Below are 20,041 nucleotides of genomic sequence, written 5' to 3' on the forward strand. Positions count from 1 at the left end.
CCTACGGTTGCGGCCGTGACAGACACCTCCGCGCGGCCGGCGATCCTCTCGGCGCTGGCCGCGGCGCCCCCACCGCGAACCCTGATCGACATCCTCCGCGAGCAGGCGGTGCGCAACCCTCAGGGCTCGGCGATCGAGGACGCCACGGGCGCGCTCAGCTATCGCGAACTCCTCGCGCGCGTCGTCGCGACCGCTGCGCGCTTGCACGAGGCGGGCGTGCGCCGCGGCGACCGGGTCGGCGTGCGGATGACCTCCGGCAGCCGCGAGCTCTACCTCGCGATCCTCGGCGTGCTCGCCGCGGGCGCCGCCTACGTGCCCGTCGACGCGGACGACCCGCAGGAGCGCGCCGACCTGGTCTTCGGCGAGGCCGGCGTGCGGGGCGTCATCACCGACGACGGCTATCTCCCCGCCGCCTCGGCCGACGCGGTGCCCGTCGACGCGGTGGTCGCGGACGGGCCGCCCGCCGTGCCGCACGCCGTGCAGGCGGGCGATCCGCACCCGAGCACGTCGAGCCTGCCGCTGATCGAGCCTCCGACGCCGGAGGACGACGCCTGGATCATCTTCACGTCCGGCTCGACGGGGACGCCCAAGGGCGTCGCCGTGCGTCACCGGTCCGCGGCCGCCTTCGTCGACGCAGAGGCGCGCCTGTTCCTGCAGGAAGAACCCATCGGACCGGGCGATCGCGTGCTGGCCGGGCTCTCGGTCGCTTTCGACGCCTCCTGCGAGGAGATGTGGCTCGCCTGGGGCCACGGCGCGTGCCTGGTGCCGGCGCCCCGCTCGCTCGTGCGCACCGGCATGGACCTCGGCCCGTGGCTCGCCGCCCGCCGGATCTCGGTCGTGTCGACGGTCCCCACGCTCGCCGCCCTCTGGCCGACCGACGCGCTCGACACGGTCCGGCTGCTGATCTTCGGCGGTGAGGCGTGTCCGCCCGAACTGGTCAACCGGCTCGCCGTGGAGGGCAGAGAGGTCTGGAACACCTACGGCCCCACCGAGGCGACCGTCGTGGCCTGCGCGAGCCTGCTCACGGCCGGCGAGCCCGTGCGGATCGGCCTTCCGCTCGACGGCTGGGACCTCGCCGTCGTCGGGCAGGACGGCTTACCGGTCGCCGACGGCGAGAGCGGGGAGCTCATCATCGGCGGTGTCGGCCTCGCCCGCTACCTCGACCCGGCGAAGGACGCCGAGAAGTACGCGCCGTTGCCCTCGCTCGGCTGGGAGCGCGCGTATCGCAGCGGTGACCTCGTGCGGTTCGACCCGGCAGGGCTCTTCTACCTCGGCCGCGCCGACGACCAGGTGAAGGTCGGCGGCCGGCGCATCGAGCTCGGCGAGGTGGAGGCCGCACTGCAGCAGTTGCCCGGCGTCTCCGGTGCGGCCGCGGCCGTGCGCAAGACCGCAGCGGGCAACGACGTGCTGGTCGGCTACCTCGCCGTGCCGGAGCGTTCGCTCTTCGACCGCCGCGCCGCACTCGAGGAGCTGCGCGCCGAGCTGCCCGCCGCGCTGGTGCCGCTGTTGGCCGTCGTCGACGACCTCCCCGTGCGAACCTCCGGCAAGGTCGACAGGGCGGCGCTGCCGTGGCCGCTCGACGCCGACGCCGACGACACCCCCGACCTCGACCCGGTCTCCGAAGCGCTCGCCGTCGACTGGAAGAGCGTCCTCGGCCTGCCGGTGGGCGGGCTCGACGACAACTTCTTCGACCTCGGCGGAGGATCCTTGGCCGCGGCCCAGCTGGTCTCCCTGGTACGCAGACGCCACCCCGACATCACGGTCGCCGACATCTACGCGCACCCCCGTTTCGGAGCGCTCGCCGCTGCTCTGGCCGAGAGCTCGCCATCGGCATCCGCCGCCTCCACGCACGTCGTGCCGCCGACCCCGCGACGGATGCAGGTGCTGCAGACGCTGCTCGGCGTCCCGCTCTTCATCCTCAACGGGATCCGCTGGCTGCTCTACCTGCTGACCGCCGCCGCGGTGCTCCGGCCGTTCGGCGGTTTCGACTTCCTGCCCGCGGTGAACGCGGTCTGGCTCATCGTCGGGCTGCTCGTCTTCGTCACGCCGTGGGGGCGGATGGCGATCGCCGTGGCCGCCGCGCGCCTCCTCCTGATCGGCGTGAAAGCAGGCGACTACCCGCGCGGCGGCGGCGTGCACCTGCGCCTGTGGCTCGCCGAACAGGTCGCCCACCAGATCGGTGCGGCGAGCCTGGCCGGTGCGCCGTGGATCAGCTACTACGCCCGCGCGCTCGGAGCGACCGTCGACCGCGGGGTCGACCTGCACGCACTGCCACCCGTCACCGGGATGCTGCGCATCGGCGCCGGCGCCTCCATCGAGCCGGAGGTCGACCTGTCCGGGTACTGGATCGACGGCGACCTGGTACGCATCGGCGAGATCCGGATCGGCGCAGGCAGCTCTGTCGGCGCTCGCAGCTCGCTGATGCCGGGGGCGAAGATCGGTCGCGACGCGACCGTCGCACCGGGCTCGGCGGTCTTCGGCCGGGTTCCCGCAGGACAGAACTGGGCCGGATCGCCCGCCGTGCGGGTCGGCAAGGCGCGCGACTGGTGGCCCGCAGCGCGGCCGCAGCGCCGCACGCGCTGGGTCGCCGCCTACGCCGCGGCGTCCTTGGTCGTCTCCCTCGTGCCGGTGGTCGCCCTGGCGATCGGCGGTCTGGTGGTGGCGGCCTTCACGCGCGGCGCGGCCCACCTGTCCGACGCCGTTCCGGGAGCGCTGGCTGCCGTCGTGCCCGCCACGCTCGCCTCCGGCATCGTTCTGGCCGGACTCGTCGTGGTGCTGGTCCGACTCCTCGGCCTCGGCATCCACGAGGGTGTGTACCCGGTGCGCAGCAGGACCGGCTGGCAGGTCTGGTCGACGGAGCGCCTGCTCGACATGGCGCGCACCGTTCTGTTCCCGCTGTACTCGAGCCTGTTCACCCCTATCTGGCTGCGGATGCTCGGCGCCCGTGTCGGCCGTGACGTCGAGGCCTCCACTGTGCTGCTGCTGCCGGCGATGACCAAGATCCGTGACGGCGCGTTCCTGGCCGACGACACGCTCGTGGCGTCGTACGAGCTCGGCGGCGGCTACGTCCGGGTGGCGGAGGCCGAGATCGGCACCAGGGCCTTCCTCGGCAACTCCGGCATGGCAGGAGGCGGCAACAGGGTGCCGCGCGACGGGCTGGTCGCCGTGCTTTCGGTGGCACCCCGCAAGGCGAAGGCCGGGTCGTCCTGGCTCGGTTCGCCGCCGGTGAAGCTGCGCAGGCGCGCTCAGGACGCCGACCTCTCGCGCACGTTCGAGCCGCCCGCCGCCTTGCGCGTCGCTCGCACGGCGTGGGAGCTGCTGCGCATCGTCCCGGTGTTCGTCACGTGTGCGATCGGGCTGGCGGTTCTCCTGGTGCTGGGGGCGCTCTCGGAGAGCCTGGGAGTCGTCTGGGCGATCGTGCTGAGCGGGCCGGTCCTCCTCGCCGCGGGCGCGGTGGCGGCGACGGTCAGCACCGCGGCCAAGTGGATCCTGCTCGGCAGACTGAAGCCGGGCGAGCATCCGCTCTGGTCGTCGTTCATCTGGCGCAGCGAGGTCTCGGACACCTTCACCGAGATGGTGGCAGCCCCCTGGTTCGCCTGGTCGGCGGCCGGTACCCCCGCCCTGGTGTGGTGGCTGCGCAGTCTCGGCGCCCGCATCGGCAGCGGTGTGTGGATCGACAGCTACTGGCTGCCGGAAGCCGATCTGGTCGAGCTGGGCGACGCATCCACGGTCAACCGGGGCTGCGTCGTGCAGACGCACCTGTTCCATGATCGAATCATGAGCATGGACGAGGTGATCATCGAGCGCGGCGGGACACTGGGGCCGCACAGCGTCATCCTCCCCGCCGCAGCGATCGGCGCCGATGCGACCGTCGGACCGGCATCCCTGGTGATGCGAGGCGAGACCGTTCCCGACCGGAGCCGCTGGAGCGGCAACCCGATCGGTCCGTGGCGAGACGTGACGGTGCGCGAGTACCGTGCGGTGCGATGACAACGGCTCCCACCAGCGCAGACGCCGCTCCCACCGCGTCGCACGCCTACCTTCCGCGCTCTGGCACGGACGACTTCTCCGTGATCTCCTACGATCTCGACCTCGGGTACAAGGTCGCCACCAACCGGCTCGACGCCACCGCCGTGATCCGGGGTCGGGCCAACGTCGCGCTCTCGGCCATCTCGCTCGACCTGGTGCACCTGCGCGCCAAGCGCGTCCGGCTCGACGGCGACAAGCGCACCCGGTTCACGCAGTCGCCCACGCACGTGCGGGTGAAGCCGGCCAGGCCCATCCCGGCCGGGGGCGAGTTCACGGTCGAGATCGCCTACGACGGCTCCCCCGTCCCGCGGCGCACCCGCTGGGGCACCCTGGGCTGGGAGGAACTGAGCGACGGCGTCATCGTCGCATCTCAGCCGTCGGGCGCGCCCACGTGGTTCCCGTGCAACGACCGGCCCTCCGACAAGGCCGCCTACCGCATCACGATCACGACCGAGCAGCCGTACACGGTGCTCGCGACCGGCGAGCTCGTGGAGCACACCGTCAGCGGAGGACGCGGCACCTGGACGTTCGAGCGCACCGAACCGACCGCGACCTACCTCGCCGCGGTGCAGATCGGCCGCTATGTGCTGGAGCCGCGCCGCAGTGACGGTGTCGAGTGGGTGATCGCCTACCCGCCCGCGCTGGCGCGACGCGTGCTGGCGGACTTCGCGCCGGTCGGCCGGATGATCGAGTGCTTCCAGGAGCGCTTCGGCCCCTACCCGTTCCCGTCGTACACCGTCGTCGTCACCGAGGACCCGCTGGAGATCCCCCTCGAGTCGCAGGGCATGGCGACGTTCGGCGCCTCCCACGTCGACGGCCGTGGAGGCTCGGAGCGCCTGATCGCGCACGAGCTCGCCCACCAGTGGTTCGGCAACAGTGTGGGCGTGGCCTCGTGGACCGACATCTGGCTGAACGAGGGCTTCGCCTGCTACGCCGAGTGGATCTGGTCCGAGTTCTCGGGCGGCGCGACGGCGAACACGCTCGCGCGCACCCACCACGCCGGCCTGCGCCTCAAGCCGAAAGACCTGGTGCTCGCCGACCCCGGCGTCGACCACATGTTCGACGACCGCGTCTACAAGCGCGGAGCCTGCCTCCTGCACGCGCTGCGCCGCCGGCTGGGAGACGACCGGTTCTTCGCGCTGCTGCGCGGCTGGTCGGCCGCGCGTCGCTACGGGACGGCGTCGTCGGCAGACTTCGAGGCGTTCGCGGCGGGGTATTCGAACGAGCCGCTCGAGACGTTCTTCGACGCCTGGCTGCGAGAGACGCGGTTGCCGGCGTTGGGGTTGTAGGGAGGCGAGCGTTCAGCTCACACCTGACGGTCCTCCGGTCGCCGCTCCTCACCCGTGATGCCGTCGATACGCGGCGCAGCGTGCGAGGGCTCGGCCGGCGCGTCGGCACGGCGGGGCGGGAGCCCGTTTGCGTGGTCCGGCGTCGCACCGGTCTCCACGCGGTTGCCGTGGCGATCCGTCTCGACATCCGGGTCCACGCGGTCGGCGCGCGCGAGCTTGTGCTCCTGCTCTGCCCGTGCCTCGGCGGCGGCGCGCTCGCGCTCGTCGGCCTCCCGCCGCAGCCGCTCGGCGTCGACTTCGGCCTGCTTCGCATCCGCTGCGGCGCGGGCGGAGTTCGCCTCCCGTTCGCGCGCGGCCAGCTCGGCCCGCGCCGCGTCCTCTCGCAGGTCGGCGGCGCGTCGCCGGTCGGCCTCCTGCTTGCGTCGCCGCCCCACCGTGGCGGCGACGATGATGATCGCGATGACGACCACCACGATCACGACGATCAGGACGATCCATCCGATTGTGTTCATGTCCGGGCACCGTACGCCGTCGAGGGCATCCCGGCAGGGCCTTGCGCTCGGGGCCCGGAGGTGCAGTGCGGGGAACCGTCAGCGGCGCGAAGCACGCGGCGCCGGCCGTGGATGCGGCGCACAGACGTTGTCGCTCACGCTGGCGGACTCCTCAGCATCGACTCGACGCCGCATCCGCGAAGTCGACATCGCAGTGACGGCTATCTGCGGCCCCGCAGCCGCACGTAGTACCAGACTCCGGCCCCGGCCCAGGCTGCCAGGACGGCCCAGCCCACGCAGAGAACGATCGGCCAGGGCCCTCGCGTCCCTCCGAAGAGCGGGCTGATCAGTGCGACGACGCCGAACATCACTGACAGCACGCCGTAGAGGATCGCGTTGGTCCTGGCCCGGCGGAGCGAACCGGCGATGACCCACCAGGGTCGATCCGCGCCGCGCACGGTCTCCTCGCGAACTCCGCTCACTTCTCCGCTCCCCCCGGTCGGACGGCACGCCTCAACCTCGACGCACACTCGGTTCCAGGCCTCGCCGCGAAAGCAGAGGGCCTTGTAGGGCGAGCGGGACTTGAACCCGCGACCAACGGATTATGAGTCCGCAGCTCTAACCGGCTGAGCTATCGCCCCGTGCGCTCTCCCCTGATCACTCCGGGGTGGGCACGCCGGGGGCCGCCGCCGTCTCCGGGTCGGCCACCGGCTCTCCACGATACAGGCTCTCGAACGTGCTGATCGTGGTCTGGATGTCGTGCGTCGCGACGATGCGCAGCGACGCGTTCTTGAGGACGTCGAGCTCCTCCTGCGGGAGGGTGAGCACGCTCTCGAGCTTGTCGGCCAGGTCTTGAGCGTCTCCGGGCCGGAACAGGTGGCCGTTCTCGCCGTCGTGCACCAGGTGCGGCAGCGCCATCGCGTCGGCTGCCACCACGGGGAGGGCGGATGCCATGGCCTCCATCGTCGCGATCGACTGGAGCTCGGCGATCGACGGCATCGCGAACACGGTCGCCCGTGTGTACGCCTGGCGCAGCTCCTCGTCGGTCACGTAGCCGAGGAAGTTCACCCGGTCGGCGATGCCGAGGGTCTCGGCCAGGGTCTGCAGGTTCTTGAACTGGTCGCCGCCGCCGACGATGTCGAGCTTCGCGTCCAGCTCCGTCGGCAGCAGCTTGACCGCATTGAGCAGCACGTCGATCTGCTTCTCGCCGGTGACCCGGCCGACGAACAGGATGTGATTGCCGCTGCGCGGCGTGAAGTCTGGCGTGTAGTTGTGCGCGTCGATCCCGCACGAGATCGCGTGCACGTTGCGCAGGCCGGTGGCCGTCTCCAGGAACTCCGCTGCGCGACGCGTCGGCGTCGTGATCGCCTCTGCGCGGTCGAAGCTCTTGCGGGCGTCCCGCCACGCGATTCGCACGAACGTGCGGTGCAGGAACCTCGGCAGGCGCGTGAACTCGATGATGTTCTCCGGCATCACGTGATTCGTCGCGATGATGCGGATACCGCGCTTCTGCGCTTCGTACGCCAGGCCGCGACCCACGACGATGTGCGACTGGAAGTGCACGACATCCGGCTTCACCTCGTCGAGCACGCGTCGCGCGTTCGCCTTGCTCATCCACGGGAGGGCGAACCGCAGCCAGTCGTGCGGGTACCACCGCCAGCTGCGCAGGCGGTGGGCCGTCATCTTCTGGCCCTCGTGCTCCTCGATCCAGGTGCCGTGGCGACGGCTCGCGGCGGGCGCGATGATGTGCAGGTCGTGGCCGCGCTCGACGAGGCCGGCGGCGAGGCGCTCGGCGAACCGGGCCGCGCCGTTCACGTCGGGCGGGAACGTGTCGCAGCCCATGAGGATGGTCATCGGCCTGTGGTCGGCCGGGGCGGGCGGGATGTTGTGCGTTCCGCTCGTATCAGGCACGTGGTGAGTCCCTCACGGTCGTTGGCCGGGATGATCGCCCCGGCGACGGTCTGAGTGCGCCGGACGGGTCGGACCGGCGATTCATCGGCTTAGTCTAGGCCGGATTCCCGGACGGAGTCCGCAAGCTGCTCGGTGAGCGGCGAGTCGACGTGCGACTGCGGGTGGTGCTTCGCCAGCTGGAAGACGCCGAGAATGGCGACCGCCCCGGTGATCGCGAAGCCCGCCATCGCCCACCACGGCGCGCCCGCCGCCTCGTTGAGCACCACGATGCCGATGGTCACCGCGACGAGCGGGTCGATCACGGTGAGACCGGCGATGACGAGGTCGGGAGGCCCGGACGAGTAGGCGTTCTGCACGAAGTACGCGCCGAGGATCGCTGCCGCGAGCAGAGCGATGATGCACAGCACCAGGAGCCAGTCCCACTCCTGGTTGGAGATGCGGTCGATGGCGACCTTGGCGAGCGTCGCGACGAAGCCGTAGAGCACGCCGGCGCCGACGATGTAGATGATCGCCTTGAACTTGTGCCTGAGGAACCAGAACGCCAGACCGAAGATGATGAGCACGACCGCCAGGATGATCAGGATCACGACGAGCGCCTGCGTCGTCACCGGTTGGTCGCGCGCGAAGATGGCCGCGATCACCACGAACGCGCCGACGCCGCCCACGCACAGGCAGACGGCGATCACCGACTGCCGATTGAGTCTGACGCCGCTCACCCGGGCGTTGAGAACGCTGGTGATCACGAGCCCGACCACACCGAGGGGCTGCACCAGGATGATCGGCGACAGTTTGAGGCTGACGAGTTGGAAGACGATGGCCAGGCCGAGCAGCAGCGTGCCGATGACCCAGGAGGGCCGGGCGAGCAGCAGACCGAGCTGGCGCAGATTCAGTCCGTCTTTCGCGTCCTGAGTCTGCGCTTCGACCTTCGCGACGCCGTGGTGCTGCAGCTGCGCACCGATCGACAGGAACACGGCACCGACGAGTGCGACCGGGATGCCCAGGAGCTGACTGGGCTGATAGGCCAGCTCGAGCGCATCCATCAGTTCCGTACCCACGCCACGACCCTACCGAACATGATCCCGATAGTCTTGCCGAATGGCCGTCCTTCCGATCCGGATCACCGGAGACCCCGTCTTGCACACGCGCGCCGCGGAGGTGACGGCGTTCGACGACGAGCTGCGCACGCTCGTCGACGACATGTTCGAGACGATGGACGATGCGCCGGGAGTCGGACTCGCCGGGCCGCAGGTCGGCGTGCCGCTGCGCCTGTTCGTCTACGGCTGGACGGACGACGATGACGTGGAGCACCGGGGCGTGGCGATCAACCCGGTGCTGTGGCTCAGCCCGCTGGAGGTCGGCGAGCCGGACGAGGACTCCGAGTCGGAGGGCTGCCTGTCGTTCCCGGGTGAGCGGTTCCCGCTCCGCCGTGCCGAGCGGGTGATCCTCGAGGCGGTCGACCTGGAGGGCGCGCCGTTCACCGTGCACGCCGGCGGCTGGCTGGCACGCATCTTCCAGCACGAATACGACCACCTCGACGGAGTGCTCTACGTCGACCGCCTCGACCACCCGTACGGCAAGCAGGCGCTGAAGGTGCAGCGCAAGAACTCCTGGGGGGTCCCCGGTCTGAGCTGGCTGCCCGGCCGCGACCACCTGGAGGACTGACCGGCCGCTGTCCGCTCTACCGCAGCGGCACGCCGTGCACGCCGTTGTGGTGGCGGAGCGCGGGGAACACCACCGACAGCGAGAAGCCGACCCCCGGAACGCTTCGCGCGTCCATCACACCGCCGTACAATGCGACGCGGTCGCGCAGCTCGTTGAGGTCGGGGCCTTCGACGAACTCGGTGACGGCACGCAGGTCGTCGTCCGCGCTGTAGGCCGTCGCCTTGTCCACGCCGTCGCGATCGAGGCCCGCCCGACGCGCTGCGGCGCGGATGCCGTCGTCCTCGACGGTGACATGGAGGCCGTCGGCGGTCCAGGCGAATCCGACGGTCGCGCGTGTGCCGGGGCCGCCGTGGTCGAGGGCGTTGCCGAGGCTGGTCTGCAGGATCCGGAACACCACGAGCTCGGCGCCCTGGCGCAGCTCGTACCGCTTCCCGGTCTCGGTGGAGGTCACCTCGAGTCCCGCCTCCCGCATCACCCGGAACAGGTCGCCTGCGGAGTGGAGGCTGGGCGCCGGTGCGGAGTCGCGCACGCCATCGGCCGCGGCGTTCTGGAGCCGGCGCAGGTCCGCCAGGGCATCGCGTGCGGACGTCTCCAGCGCCGCCGCCGACCGGGTCGCGGTCTCCGGGTCGGTGCCCGCCGCGTAGCGCATCCCCTCGGCCTGCGACACCACCCTGGACACGGACGCGACCGCCACATCGCCCAGTTCGACGATGATGCGGAAGCGGCCGGCCTGTTCGGCCACCTCGAGCTCGCGGTCGATCCTGTCCCACTCGCGCTCTTCGCGCGCGTCCTGCGCGCGGCGGCGGCGGGCGCGCTCCACGAACCAGAGCGCCGCGAACACGACGGCCGCCGCGAGGAACACGACGGCGAGGGTCATCGCGAGGGGTGTCATGCTGGTCCTTCCGGGGGCCGACGGTCGCGGCCCGGACGATCATATCCGGGCCGCGCTGCGCCGCGAGGTGCGGCCTCCCGTCCGTCAGGCGCTGTCGCCGCGATTGGCGCGCAGCACCTCCAGCCGGGCGCGGTACTCCTTCTCGTCGATGTCGCCGTTGGCATATCGCTCGGCGAGGGTCTGCTCGGCCGCGCGGGTGCCGGAGTGCGGACCCCAGCCGTACCCTCCGCGGGCTGCGGCAGCGCGGCGCCAGCGGCGGCCCGCGAGACCGAAGATCAGGAAGAAGACCCCGATCCAGAACAGCGGGATCAGGAACCACCACCAGCCGAACCAGGGGCCGCTTCCCCAGGCGACGACGGCGCAGGGTGCGGCGGCGACGGCGAGCGTACTGAACATGGTGCATCCAATCGGTGAGCTGTCCGCGGCTTTCGCGGAACCACTCTCAGCCTCGCCGGATCGGCCGGCCGGCGAATCCGCCGGCGGGAGACACCTGCCCTACTCCCCCGGGAGCACCAGGCCGGCGGTCAGTGCCGGCCGGGCTGCACCAGCCCGGTCTCGTAGGCCACCACCACGAGGTGCACCCGGTCTCGCGCCGCCAGCTTGGTCATGATCCGCGAGACGTGCGTCTTGGCGGTGAGCGGGCTGAGGAACAGGCGTTCGCCGATCTCGGCATTGGTGAGGCCGTGGCCGACCAGGGCCAGCACTTCGCGCTCACGGTCGGTCAACTCTCGCAACGCCTCCGGATCGGGTGCCGGTCGGAGGCCGCCGGCCACCCGCTCGATGAGGCGCCGGGTGGCACCGGGCGAGAGCAGTGCGTCACCCGCTGCGACCACCCGGACGGCGCGCAGAAGTTCGACCGGCTCGGTGTCCTTGACCAGGAAGCCGCTCGCGCCGGAGACGATGGCCTGCGCGACGTATTCGTCGAGCTCGAACGTCGTCACCATCACGATGCGCGTCCCCGAGAGCTCCGGGTCGGAGGCGAGCTCGCCCGTCGCCCACAGCCCGTCTCCGTCCGGCATCCGGATGTCCATGAGCACGACGTCGGGACGGGTGCGCCGGGCGAGCTCCACCGCCTCGCGGCCCGTGGCGGCCTCGCCGACCACCTCCAGATCGTCCTCCGCCTCCAGCAGCGCGCGGAAACCCGCCCGCACGAGATGCTGGTCGTCGGCCAGCAGCACGCGGATCATGCGCTCTCCGTCCTCGAGCGCGGGATCCGCGCCTCGACCGTGAGGCCGCCGCCCGTGCTCTCGCGGGTATCGAACCGTCCGCCGAGCAGCTCTGCGCGCTCGCGCATGCCGACCATGCCCTTGCCTCCGTCGACCGGCGTCCGCGTGCTGTCGACGCCCGGGATGCCGCGGCCGTCGTCGGCGATCGTCAGCACGTAGTCGCCACCGGCCTCCTGCAGCGAGATCGATACCGTCGTGGCCTGCGCGTGCCGGCCGATGTTGGTCAGCGACTCCTGGACGATCCGGTAGAGCGCGAGCTGGGTCGCGGCCGACGGGACCGACGTGAGCCCGTCTTCGTAGCGCACGTCCAGACCCGCACGGCGGTACGTCTCGACCAGTACGGGCACGCGTGCGAGATCCGGCTCGGGCGCGCGCGCCGCCGGGTAGCCCTCCGTGCGCAGGAAGCCCAGGACGCCGCGCACCTCTTCGAGGGCCTGGCTGCTCACCGATTTGATCGCCTCCAGGCTCTCCCTCGCCTTCTCCGGGCGGCTGTCGAACAGGTGGAGGCCGACCCCCGCCTGCACGCTGATCTGCGACAGCGAGTGGGCGAGGACGTCGTGCAGTTCCCGCGCGATGCGGAGGCGCTCGGCTTCCGCGGCCGCTTCACGCCGCGCCGCGACCTGCCGCGAGACCTCGCGGTAGCGCTCCCGACGGCCGCGGATGGCTTCGCCGACACCGACGAGCAGCGTCAGGACGAGGGCGATGATGAGGGGGCGGATGACCGCCTCCGGACGTCCCACCAGCAGGTAGGCGCCGAGGGGCCCCACGACGGCGATTCCCGCCACGGTCCACCAGGCCCAGACCCGCGCCGAGCGCACCACGGCGCCGACGACGGCGAAGGCGAGCGGAACGGCCGCGAGCGGAGGCCCGGTCGTCAGGGCGATCGCCGGGATGCAGAGCGCTGCCACGGCGACCACGACCGCCCCGGGGTGTGTGCGGCCGAGGAGCAGGAGGAACGAGGACGCCAGGGCGACGAGGACGGCGGCGAGTGTCCACAGGTCTCCCGCGGAGGAATGCACGGCGATGAAGACGCCGGGAACCTGCACGAGCACCGACAGCACCACCGGGAACCAGATCGCCCCGGGCGGTCGGCGCCGCCCGCCCCAGCCGGGCGCCCAGCCGCTCCCCGGCCCGGCGCCGTGCCCGGCGTCATGGCCGATGCCCTGGCCGGCGCCCTGCCCTGGCGGGTGGGAGTCGGCGGGCGGGTTCCAGGGCATTCCTTCATGCTAATCAGCCCACACCGCTCGTGCCGTGCCCCTGCGGGAGTCTGTCGGCTACTCCCCCGGGAGTACGCAGCCCGTCCTCGGTTCGCTCACGGGCTGCGGCACGTTCGCGGAGCTGCGCTCACAGCGGCGCGACGCCGGGGAGGGGAAGGAACCGACAACGCTCCGGGGCCCAGCGCCGGTCGCAGCGCATGCAGTGGATGGACGCGGCGACGCTCCGCAGATAGGCCGCGCGCCTCCGACTCCACATCGACAGACGCCATGACGACCTCCGGTGGTCGACCGCCCCGCCGTTCGCGGAGCGAGCCACCAGAGGAGACACGGTCCCTCGGAGATCGCTAACGCCTGGGATACACCTCACGGGTTGTGCTGGGCGTCGAAGATCTCGCCGTCGTCGCCGTCCGGGCGCCCGAACAGCGGCCCGAACGCGGGACCGCCGAAGCTCGTCAACCCGGCTTCGCGCTCCAGCGATGCGCGTCGCTCCGCGTCGTCGTTCTCGTACTCCTCAACCGGCTCGTCGGCCTCTTCGGGCTCTCGGTTCTCCGGTTCCCTGTCAGTCATGGCCGAATGATACTCAGTTTCACGTGAACGGGAGATGTATTCCGCGAACTGCATGCGACCGGTGCTGCCGGCGCGGCGCCTCACCCCCGTTCTCTCGACGGTCTGCGCGGCGTCGCTGCGCTCACCGTCGCCGGCTATCACGCTCCGCTGGTGGTCCCCCGCGATCTCCTCCGTGTACGTCGAACGTCGAATCTCAACAGCCCGCTCTGGTCGCTCACCTGGGAGGTCTGGTTCTCGCTGCTGATGCCGCTCATGTTCGTCCTCATCCGGCTCACCCGGGCGAACCGGTGCTCCCCCTCGCTGATCGCACCCGCCGGGTGGGGACCGCTCGCGGCGTTCGCCTACCTGCTCAGCTTCGTCGGCGTGCTGACGATCGTCGCCCTCGCCTTCGCGAGCCCCGCCCGACGGCCGCTGGAGGCACGCCCCGTGCAATGGGTGGGCAAGCGCTCGTTCAGCCTCTACCTCGTGCACGAGCCGATCCTCGTCGCCGCCGCGCTGCTGGTCGGCGTCTCGGGGTGGTGGCCGTGGGTCCCGATCGCCGTCGCTCTCGTGCCCGCCATCCTGCTCGTGGCCGCGCTGTTCTACCGGGTCGTGGAACAGCCGTCGATCGGGCTGTCGCGACGCGTCGGTCGACTCCTCGCCGCGCTGGGCGCACGCGCGAGAAATCTCGGCGGGAAACAGAAAGGCCCGGACGCTTTCGCGTCCGGGCCTCGAATGCTCCCCGACTTGGACTCGAACCAAGAACCTGCCGGTTAACAGCCGGCTGCTCTGCCAATTGAGCTATCGAGGAATGCTTGATCAGCGAAGCTACTCTAGCAAGACTTCGACCACCGAGAGAAATCGGCCGGGCATCCCGCGCGCGTCGCTGTCAGTAGCCCGCCGCCGGGTCCACCCGACCCACGAACGCGCCCGTATCGAGGAACGCACGCACGTTCGCACCGATACGCTCGGCGAGCAGCGGAGCGATCATCTCGGAGGTGTCGGCCTGGTGCGGCGTGATCAGGCACGCCTCCTCGTCCCAGAGGGGGTGCCCATCCGGCAGCGGCTCCGGGTCCGTGACGTCGATGCCGGCTCCGGCTATCGCGCCGGTTCGGAGCGCACGCAGCAGCGCGTCGGTGTCGACGAGGCCGCCGCGGGCGACGTTCACCAGGTAGGCCGTCGACTTCATCGCCGCGAACTCGGCATCCGAGAACAAGTGACGGGTCCCTCCGGTCAGCGCCGCCGCGACCACGACCACATCGGCGTCGGGGAGGACGTCGAGGAGCCGGTCGGTCGTCACCGTGCGCTCCGCGCCCTCGACCGGGTCCGGCGACCGGCGCACGATCGTCACCCTCACGCCGAACGGCGCCAGCAGCACCATGAGTTCGAGGGCGATCCCTCCCGCTCCGACGATCACGACATCGCGCCCGTAGAGCGAACGGCCCTCCTCGACCGTCGCCCACGACCTCGCGCGCACGCGCTTCGGGATCACCCGCATCAGCGCGAGCGCAAGCACGAGCGCGTGCTCGGCGACCGGCTGGGCGTACGCGCCCTTCGCGCTCGTCCACACCAGGCCGCGGCGGTCCTCCGAGGCGATGATCCGGGAGAACGCGTCGACGCCGGCGAACGGCAGCTGCACCCAGCCGATGCCGGGATGCGCCGCCAGGATCGGAGGGAACGCCGCAGCGTCCTTGTTGGAGAGCCACACCACGCCGCGCGTGCGGTCGGAGAGCGGCTCCACCGTTCCGCCCGCTGCCTCCACCGCCTCGACGAACGACGGCTCCGCGGTCGGCAGCACGGCGATGGGGCCGGGTTCCGGCCTGTCCTGCGGGGCGAGTGGCGCGCTGTCGGGCGCCAGGACGGCTCGATGCTGAGGGGGGCGGTCTGCCATGGTGGTCCTCCTGGAGGTCGGCGGTGCGAGGTCGGCGGTGCGAGGTCGGCGGTGCGACGTCGGATCGTCTCCGGGATCCGACGACGCCGGACGGGTCAGCTCGCGCGCTGCGGGCGGCGTTCGGTACGCCGCTGAGGCGGTTTCAGAGCGTCCGCAAGGCCGCGGACGAACGGGTGGGACGGATCGGCGAGCACCTCTTCGATCGGCCCGTAGCCGACGGGACGCCCGCCTTGCAGCACGATCGACACGTCGGTCGCGCGACGCAGCACGGCGAGATCGTGGCTCACGATGACGGCGGTGAACCCGGCGTGCTCGCGCAAACGGGCCAGCAGGTCGATGACCGCGTCGCGCACGGTCGCGTCGATGCCCGCCGTCGGCTCGTCGACCACCAGCACCTGCGGGCCGAGGACGAGCGCCTTGGCAAGCGCGACGCGCTGCCGCTGCCCCGCGCTCAGCTCGTAGGGGTACTTGGTGAGGACGCTGAGCGGCAGGTGCACCGTGTCGAGCATCAACGCGGCCCGCTCCCCCGCGGCCCGGCGACTGTAGTGGTGATCCCGTTCGAAGATCGGCAGGGAGACGTTGTCCTGCACCGACAGCGTCGGCTCCAGGGTGGCCGCGCCCTCCTGCGGCAGGTAGCCCACGTGGAAGGTCACCTCGGCCAGGTCACGCTTGCGGGCGTGCCGGAGCGAATGGCCGAGAACGGTGGCGTCCCCGCCGCTGATCCGCGGGCCCGGCTCGCCCGAACGGAGGGGAAGCCCCCGCCCGGCGAGCACCGACGCCAGCGTGCTCTTGCCCGAACCCGTCTCGCCCAGCACCCCGATCGACTGCCCGGCCTCCAAGCGGAAGCTGATCCCGCGCAGGGCGACGCACGACTGGCTCGTCCCGCGCGCAGGGTATTCGACGGACAGGTCGCTGACGAGGATGGCGGGATCGGGACTCACATGTTCGACATTAGGCGCTCTGCTCCTGCAAGGCGCGCAGGGCTTCCCGCCGGTCGGCCTGTTCGACCGGATCCGGTACGGGAAGGGACGCGAGCAGCCGCTGCGTGTACGTCTCCTTCGGGTTGCCGAGCACCTCGGCTCCCGTGCCCTCCTCGACGAGCCGCCCGCGATGGAGCACCGCGATGCGATCGGCGAGGAGGTCGACGACCGCGAGGTCGTGGCTGATGAACAGTGCGGCGAAGCCGAACTCCCTCTGCAGATCCGAGAACAGCTCCAGCACGCGCGCCTGCACGGACACATCGAGCGCGGAAGTCGGCTCGTCGGCGATCAGCAGCGTCGGCTCGAGGGCGAGCGCGCGGGCGAGACTCGCTCGCTGCCGCTGACCGCCCGACAGCTCGTGCGGGTACCGATCGCCGTACGTGCGCGGCAGCTGCACGGCCTCCAGGAGCTCGTCGACGCGCCCGCGGGCCTCCGCCGGCGACGACGCCTTGCCGTGCACGACCAGCGGCTCCGCGACGCAGTCGGCGATGGTCAGCAGTGGGTTGAAGCTCGACGCCGGGTCTTGGAAGACGAACCCGAGATCGCTGCGCACCTTGCGGAACTGCCGCTCGCGGACGCCGTTCATCTCGATGCCGAGAACCTTCAGCGAGCCGTCGGTGACCTTGCCGAGTCCGGCGATGGCGCGGCCGATCGTCGTCTTGCCCGAACCGGACTCGCCCACGAGGCCCAGCACCTCTCCCGGGCGGATGTCGAAGCTCACGCCGTCGACCGCGACGAAGCCGGGACGGCCGAGGCGGCCAGGGTACTGGATCCGCAGGTCGCGCGCCGAGACCACGGGCGCCTCCTGCGGACGCTCGGCCCGCGCGATCGCACGGTCCTGGGTCGCGATCGCGCCCTGCCCGATCCGCGGGACGGAGGCCAGCAGCTTGCGCGTGTACTCGGCCTGCGGCGCCGAGAACAGCGTGCGCGCGTCGGCCTCCTCCACGACCTTGCCCTGGTACATGACCGCCACCCGATCGGCGAGATCGGCGACCACGCCCATGTTGTGGGTGATCAGCACGATCGCAGCGCCGAACTCATCGCGGCACCGGCGCAACAGGTCGAGGATCTCGGCCTGCACCGTCACGTCCAGCGCGGTCGTCGGCTCGTCCGCGACGATCAGGCCGGGGTTCAGGACCAGCGCCATGGCGATGACGATGCGCTGCTTCTGCCCTCCCGAGAACTGGTGAGGGTAGTACTTGACGCGCTTCTCCGGCTCGGGGATGCCGACCCGGCGGAGGATGTCGATCGCCTTCGCCTGCGCCTGCTTCTTGGACAGCTTCCCGTGGGCCCGCAGGCCTTCGGCGATCTGCCAGCCGACCTGGTAGACGGGGTTCAGCGACGTGGAGGGCTCCTGGAAGACCATGGCGACGTCGGTGCCGCGGACCTCCCGCAGCTCGCGCTTGCTCAGCGTCACGATGTCCGATTCCGTGCTGCCGTCCCTGCTGCGCAGCACCACGGCGCCGGACGCAGTCGCGGTCTCGGGCAGGAGGCCGAGGATCGTCTTCGCGGTGACGGTCTTGCCGGAGCCGGACTCGCCGACGATCGCGAGCACCTCGCCGGGTGAGACCCGCAGGCTCACATCGTCGACGGCCTTCACCGCGCCGGCGTCGGTGGCGAACGTCACGGACAGATTGTCGATGGTGACGACGTCGCTCATGGCTTGACCTCGATTCCGTGCTCGTCGAACGACTCTCCGCCTTCGAGACCGTCGATGCCGCCGGGGCCCGCCTCGAGGGGGCCGCCGGGGACGACGGAGGTCTCGGCGACCAGGCCCGATGCCTCTGCGGCGCGGCGACGGCCGCGCAGACGCGGGTCGGCCAGGTCGTTGAGGCTCTCGCCGACCAGGGTGATTCCGAGCACCACCAGCACGATCGCGAGACCGGGGTAGATGGAGGTCCACCAGATCCCGCTCGTCACGTCCGACAGCGCCTTGTTGAGGTCGTAGCCCCACTCGGCGGCGGCGGTCGGCTCGATGCCGAAGCCGAGGAAGCCCAGCGCGGCGAGTGTCAGGATGGCGTCCGACGAGTTCAGCGTGAAGATCAGCGGAAGCGTGCGGGTCGAGTTGCGGTACACGTGACGGAACATGATCCGCCCGTTGCTCGCCCCGACCACCTTGGCCGATTCGACGTAGGCCTCCGCCTTGATCCGGACGACCTCCGAGCGGATGACCCGGAAGTACTGCGGGATGTAGACGACGGTGATCGAGATCGCCGCCGCCAGGATGCCGCCCCAGAGGCTGGACTGCCCGCCCGAGATCACGATCGCCATCACGATGGCCAGGAGCAGGGACGGGAACGCGTAGATCGCGTCGGCGATCACGACGAGCACCCGGTCGACCCAGCCGCCGAAGTAGCCCGAGACCAGGCCGAGGACGACACCGGCGAAGATCGACAGGATCACGGCGACGACGATCACCAGGATCGCGGTCTGCGCTCCCCAGATCACGCGGGAGAAGACGTCGTAGCCACCGACGGTCGTGCCCCAGATGTGTGCGGGACTCGGCGGCTGCTGAGAGCCGAACTGGCCGTGCGCGTCCTTCAACTGCGCGAAGCCGTACGGGGCGATGAGCGGCGCGAAGATCGCCGTCAGGATGAAGATGCCGGTGAGCACGAGTCCCACGATGAGCATCCCGCGTTGCAGTCCGACGGACTGCCGCAGCTGATGCACGACGGGGAGCCTGCTCCAGATGGCCCGCTTGGGAGCGGTGCCGGACGTGCCCGAGGCCATGTCAATACCTCACTCTCGGGTCGATGAGCGCCGCGATGATGTCGACGATGAAGTTCGTGAGCGCGACGATGACGGCGAGCAGCACGACCATGCCCTGCACGGCGACGAAGTCACGTGCCTGCAGGTAGTGCGACAGCTGGAAGCCGAGACCCTTCCATTCGAAGGTCGTCTCGGTCAGGATCGCGCCGCCGAGCAGCAGGGCGATCTGAAGGCCCATGACCGTGATGATCGGGATGAGCGCCGGGCGGTACGCGTGCTTGCGCACCAGCCGGCTCTCGCTCACACCGCGCGAGCGGGCGGCGTCCACGTAGTCGGTGGAGAGCGTGCCGATCACGTTCGTACGCACCAGGCGCAGGAAGATGCCCGCGGTCAGCAGACCCAGGGTCACGGCCGGCAGCACGGCGTGCAGGAGCACGTCGCCGACGACGGCGGGATCGCCGGTCTGGAACGCGTCGATGAGGTAGATGCCGGTCTTGTTGGGCAGCGTCTGCATCTCGATCTCCGAGCTGGTGGACGCGCGACCGGCGACGGGGAGCACGTTCAGCCAGATCGAGAACACGAGCTTCAGCACCATGCCGACGAAGAACACCGGAGTGGCGTAGCAGAGGATCGCGAAGATGCGCAGCGAGGCGTCGCCCCACCGGTCGCGGAAGTACGCCGCGAGAAGTCCGAGCGGGATGCCGACGATGAACGCGACGATGAGCGCGTAGAACGCCAGCTCGAGGGTCGCCGCGCCATAGGTGAGCAGCACCTGCGTCACCGCCTGATGGTCGGTGAAGGTCGTGCCGAAGTCGCCGCGGAGGATCTGCCCGAGGTACTCGAAGTACTGCACGAGCAGCGGCCGGTCGTACCCGGCCTCGTGGATGCGCTGCTGCAGCTGCGCGGGAGGCAGCTTGCCGCCGAGCGCCGCCGTGATGGGGTCGCCCGTGGACCGCATCAGGAAGAAGACGACTGTGACGAGGATGAAGATCGTCGGGATGATGAGGAGGGCGCGGATCAGGATGTAACGACCGAGGCCGCCTCCCGAGCGTCGACGCGCCGTGGTTCGTTCTGGGCCGGACGCCGTTGGCGCCGCCTGGCCGCTGACCGTCGCTGTCATGGAAGCCAATCGTGGGTGGTTCGTGGGTGGGGGCGGCCCGCAGATGCGAGCCGCCCCCGTTCGGCCGTGAGGTGCGGC

The 20,041-nt window shown here is 70.9% G+C and carries 18 protein-coding genes and 2 tRNA genes; 4 read left to right on the forward strand and 16 right to left on the reverse strand.

Annotated features, from left to right (window positions below; all coding sequences use genetic code 11):
* Positions 1-15: 15 nt before the first annotated feature.
* Both KNO15_RS01920 and KNO15_RS01925 read left to right on the forward strand, forming a co-directional pair.
* Positions 16-3,990 (forward strand): Pls/PosA family non-ribosomal peptide synthetase, encoded by a 3,975-nt coding sequence (locus KNO15_RS01920; RefSeq protein ID WP_241701701.1) that lies wholly within the window; start codon positions 16-18, stop codon positions 3,988-3,990.
* Entirely contained in the window at positions 3,987-5,318 is a 1,332-nt protein-coding gene (locus tag KNO15_RS01925) for a M1 family metallopeptidase (RefSeq protein WP_241701703.1), read from the forward strand. Before KNO15_RS01920 ends, KNO15_RS01925 begins: the two co-directional genes overlap by 4 nt.
* Before the next feature lie 17 nt (positions 5,319-5,335).
* Here the strand turns inward: KNO15_RS01925 and KNO15_RS01930 are convergent, their stop codons facing one another.
* The 5 genes from KNO15_RS01930 to KNO15_RS01950 form a co-directional block, all read right to left on the reverse strand.
* Positions 5,336-5,830, reverse strand: coding sequence for a hypothetical protein (locus KNO15_RS01930; protein ID WP_241701705.1), 495 nt, complete (start codon positions 5,828-5,830; stop codon positions 5,336-5,338).
* Positions 5,831-6,030: 200 nt separating this feature from the next.
* Positions 6,031-6,291 (reverse strand): hypothetical protein, encoded by a 261-nt coding sequence (locus KNO15_RS01935; protein WP_241701707.1) that lies wholly within the window; start codon positions 6,289-6,291, stop codon positions 6,031-6,033.
* An 85-nt stretch (positions 6,292-6,376) separates the two neighbouring features.
* Positions 6,377-6,450: transfer RNA gene (locus KNO15_RS01940), tRNA-Ile, on the reverse strand.
* Positions 6,451-6,466: 16 nt separating this feature from the next.
* Entirely contained in the window at positions 6,467-7,720 is a 1,254-nt protein-coding gene (locus tag KNO15_RS01945; protein ID WP_241701709.1) for a glycosyltransferase, read from the reverse strand.
* A gap of 89 nt (positions 7,721-7,809) precedes the next feature.
* Positions 7,810-8,775: a DMT family transporter gene (locus KNO15_RS01950; protein ID WP_241701711.1), complete on the reverse strand. Its 966-nt coding sequence runs from the start codon at positions 8,773-8,775 to the stop codon at positions 7,810-7,812.
* Between the two features lie 40 nt (positions 8,776-8,815).
* Here KNO15_RS01950 and def point away from each other — a divergent pair, with 40 nt between their 5' ends.
* Complete coding sequence (def, locus tag KNO15_RS01955; protein WP_241701713.1) at positions 8,816-9,382, forward strand: peptide deformylase; 567 nt, start codon at positions 8,816-8,818, stop codon at positions 9,380-9,382.
* Between the two features lie 16 nt (positions 9,383-9,398).
* Here def and KNO15_RS01960 read toward each other — a convergent pair whose 3' ends face one another.
* The 5 genes from KNO15_RS01960 to KNO15_RS01980 form a co-directional block, all read right to left on the reverse strand.
* Positions 9,399-10,274: a sensor histidine kinase gene (locus KNO15_RS01960; RefSeq protein WP_241701715.1), complete on the reverse strand. Its 876-nt coding sequence runs from the start codon at positions 10,272-10,274 to the stop codon at positions 9,399-9,401.
* Between the two features lie 84 nt (positions 10,275-10,358).
* Positions 10,359-10,670 (reverse strand): SHOCT domain-containing protein, encoded by a 312-nt coding sequence (locus KNO15_RS01965; RefSeq protein ID WP_241701716.1) that lies wholly within the window; start codon positions 10,668-10,670, stop codon positions 10,359-10,361.
* Positions 10,671-10,798: 128 nt separating this feature from the next.
* On the reverse strand, positions 10,799-11,461 hold the full coding sequence (locus tag KNO15_RS01970) for a response regulator (protein WP_241701717.1): 663 nt from the start codon (positions 11,459-11,461) through the stop codon (positions 10,799-10,801).
* Positions 11,458-12,717: a sensor histidine kinase gene (locus tag KNO15_RS01975; RefSeq protein ID WP_241701718.1), complete on the reverse strand. Its 1,260-nt coding sequence runs from the start codon at positions 12,715-12,717 to the stop codon at positions 11,458-11,460. Before KNO15_RS01975 ends, KNO15_RS01970 begins: the two co-directional genes overlap by 4 nt.
* A gap of 363 nt (positions 12,718-13,080) precedes the next feature.
* Positions 13,081-13,284 carry a hypothetical protein gene (locus KNO15_RS01980; RefSeq protein ID WP_241701719.1) on the reverse strand — a complete coding sequence of 68 codons (204 nt, stop codon included), beginning with the start codon at positions 13,282-13,284 and terminating at the stop codon, positions 13,081-13,083.
* Positions 13,285-13,434: 150 nt separating this feature from the next.
* On the opposite strand from KNO15_RS01980, the gene KNO15_RS23455 reads away from it, so the two are divergent.
* On the forward strand, positions 13,435-14,040 hold the full coding sequence (locus KNO15_RS23455; RefSeq protein WP_374113148.1) for an acyltransferase family protein: 606 nt from the start codon (positions 13,435-13,437) through the stop codon (positions 14,038-14,040).
* On the opposite strand, the gene KNO15_RS01985 is transcribed toward KNO15_RS23455, so the two are convergent.
* From KNO15_RS01985 to KNO15_RS02010, 6 genes are all read right to left on the reverse strand, one after another.
* Positions 14,002-14,074 (reverse strand) — tRNA-Asn (locus KNO15_RS01985). The genes KNO15_RS23455 and KNO15_RS01985 overlap by 39 nt on opposite strands.
* Positions 14,075-14,152: 78 nt before the next feature.
* Complete coding sequence (locus KNO15_RS01990) at positions 14,153-15,154, reverse strand: D-isomer specific 2-hydroxyacid dehydrogenase family protein (RefSeq protein ID WP_241701720.1); 1,002 nt, start codon at positions 15,152-15,154, stop codon at positions 14,153-14,155.
* Positions 15,155-15,249: 95 nt separating this feature from the next.
* Complete coding sequence (locus KNO15_RS01995) at positions 15,250-16,095, reverse strand: ATP-binding cassette domain-containing protein (RefSeq protein WP_241701721.1); 846 nt, start codon at positions 16,093-16,095, stop codon at positions 15,250-15,252.
* 10 nt (positions 16,096-16,105) lie between these two features.
* The gene (locus KNO15_RS02000) at positions 16,106-17,794 is read right to left on the reverse strand and encodes a dipeptide ABC transporter ATP-binding protein (protein ID WP_241701722.1); all 1,689 of its coding nucleotides are present in this window, start codon (positions 17,792-17,794) and stop codon (positions 16,106-16,108) included.
* Positions 17,791-18,864 (reverse strand): ABC transporter permease, encoded by a 1,074-nt coding sequence (locus KNO15_RS02005; protein WP_241701723.1) that lies wholly within the window; start codon positions 18,862-18,864, stop codon positions 17,791-17,793. The genes KNO15_RS02000 and KNO15_RS02005 overlap by 4 nt, the downstream gene beginning before the upstream one ends.
* A gap of 1 nt (position 18,865) precedes the next feature.
* Positions 18,866-19,963: an ABC transporter permease gene (locus tag KNO15_RS02010; RefSeq protein WP_241701724.1), complete on the reverse strand. Its 1,098-nt coding sequence runs from the start codon at positions 19,961-19,963 to the stop codon at positions 18,866-18,868.
* Positions 19,964-20,041: the final 78 nt, after the last annotated feature.

The sequence above is a fragment of the Leifsonia shinshuensis genome (assembly GCF_022606355.1).
Classification (GTDB): domain Bacteria; phylum Actinomycetota; class Actinomycetes; order Actinomycetales; family Microbacteriaceae; genus Leifsonia; species Leifsonia shinshuensis_B.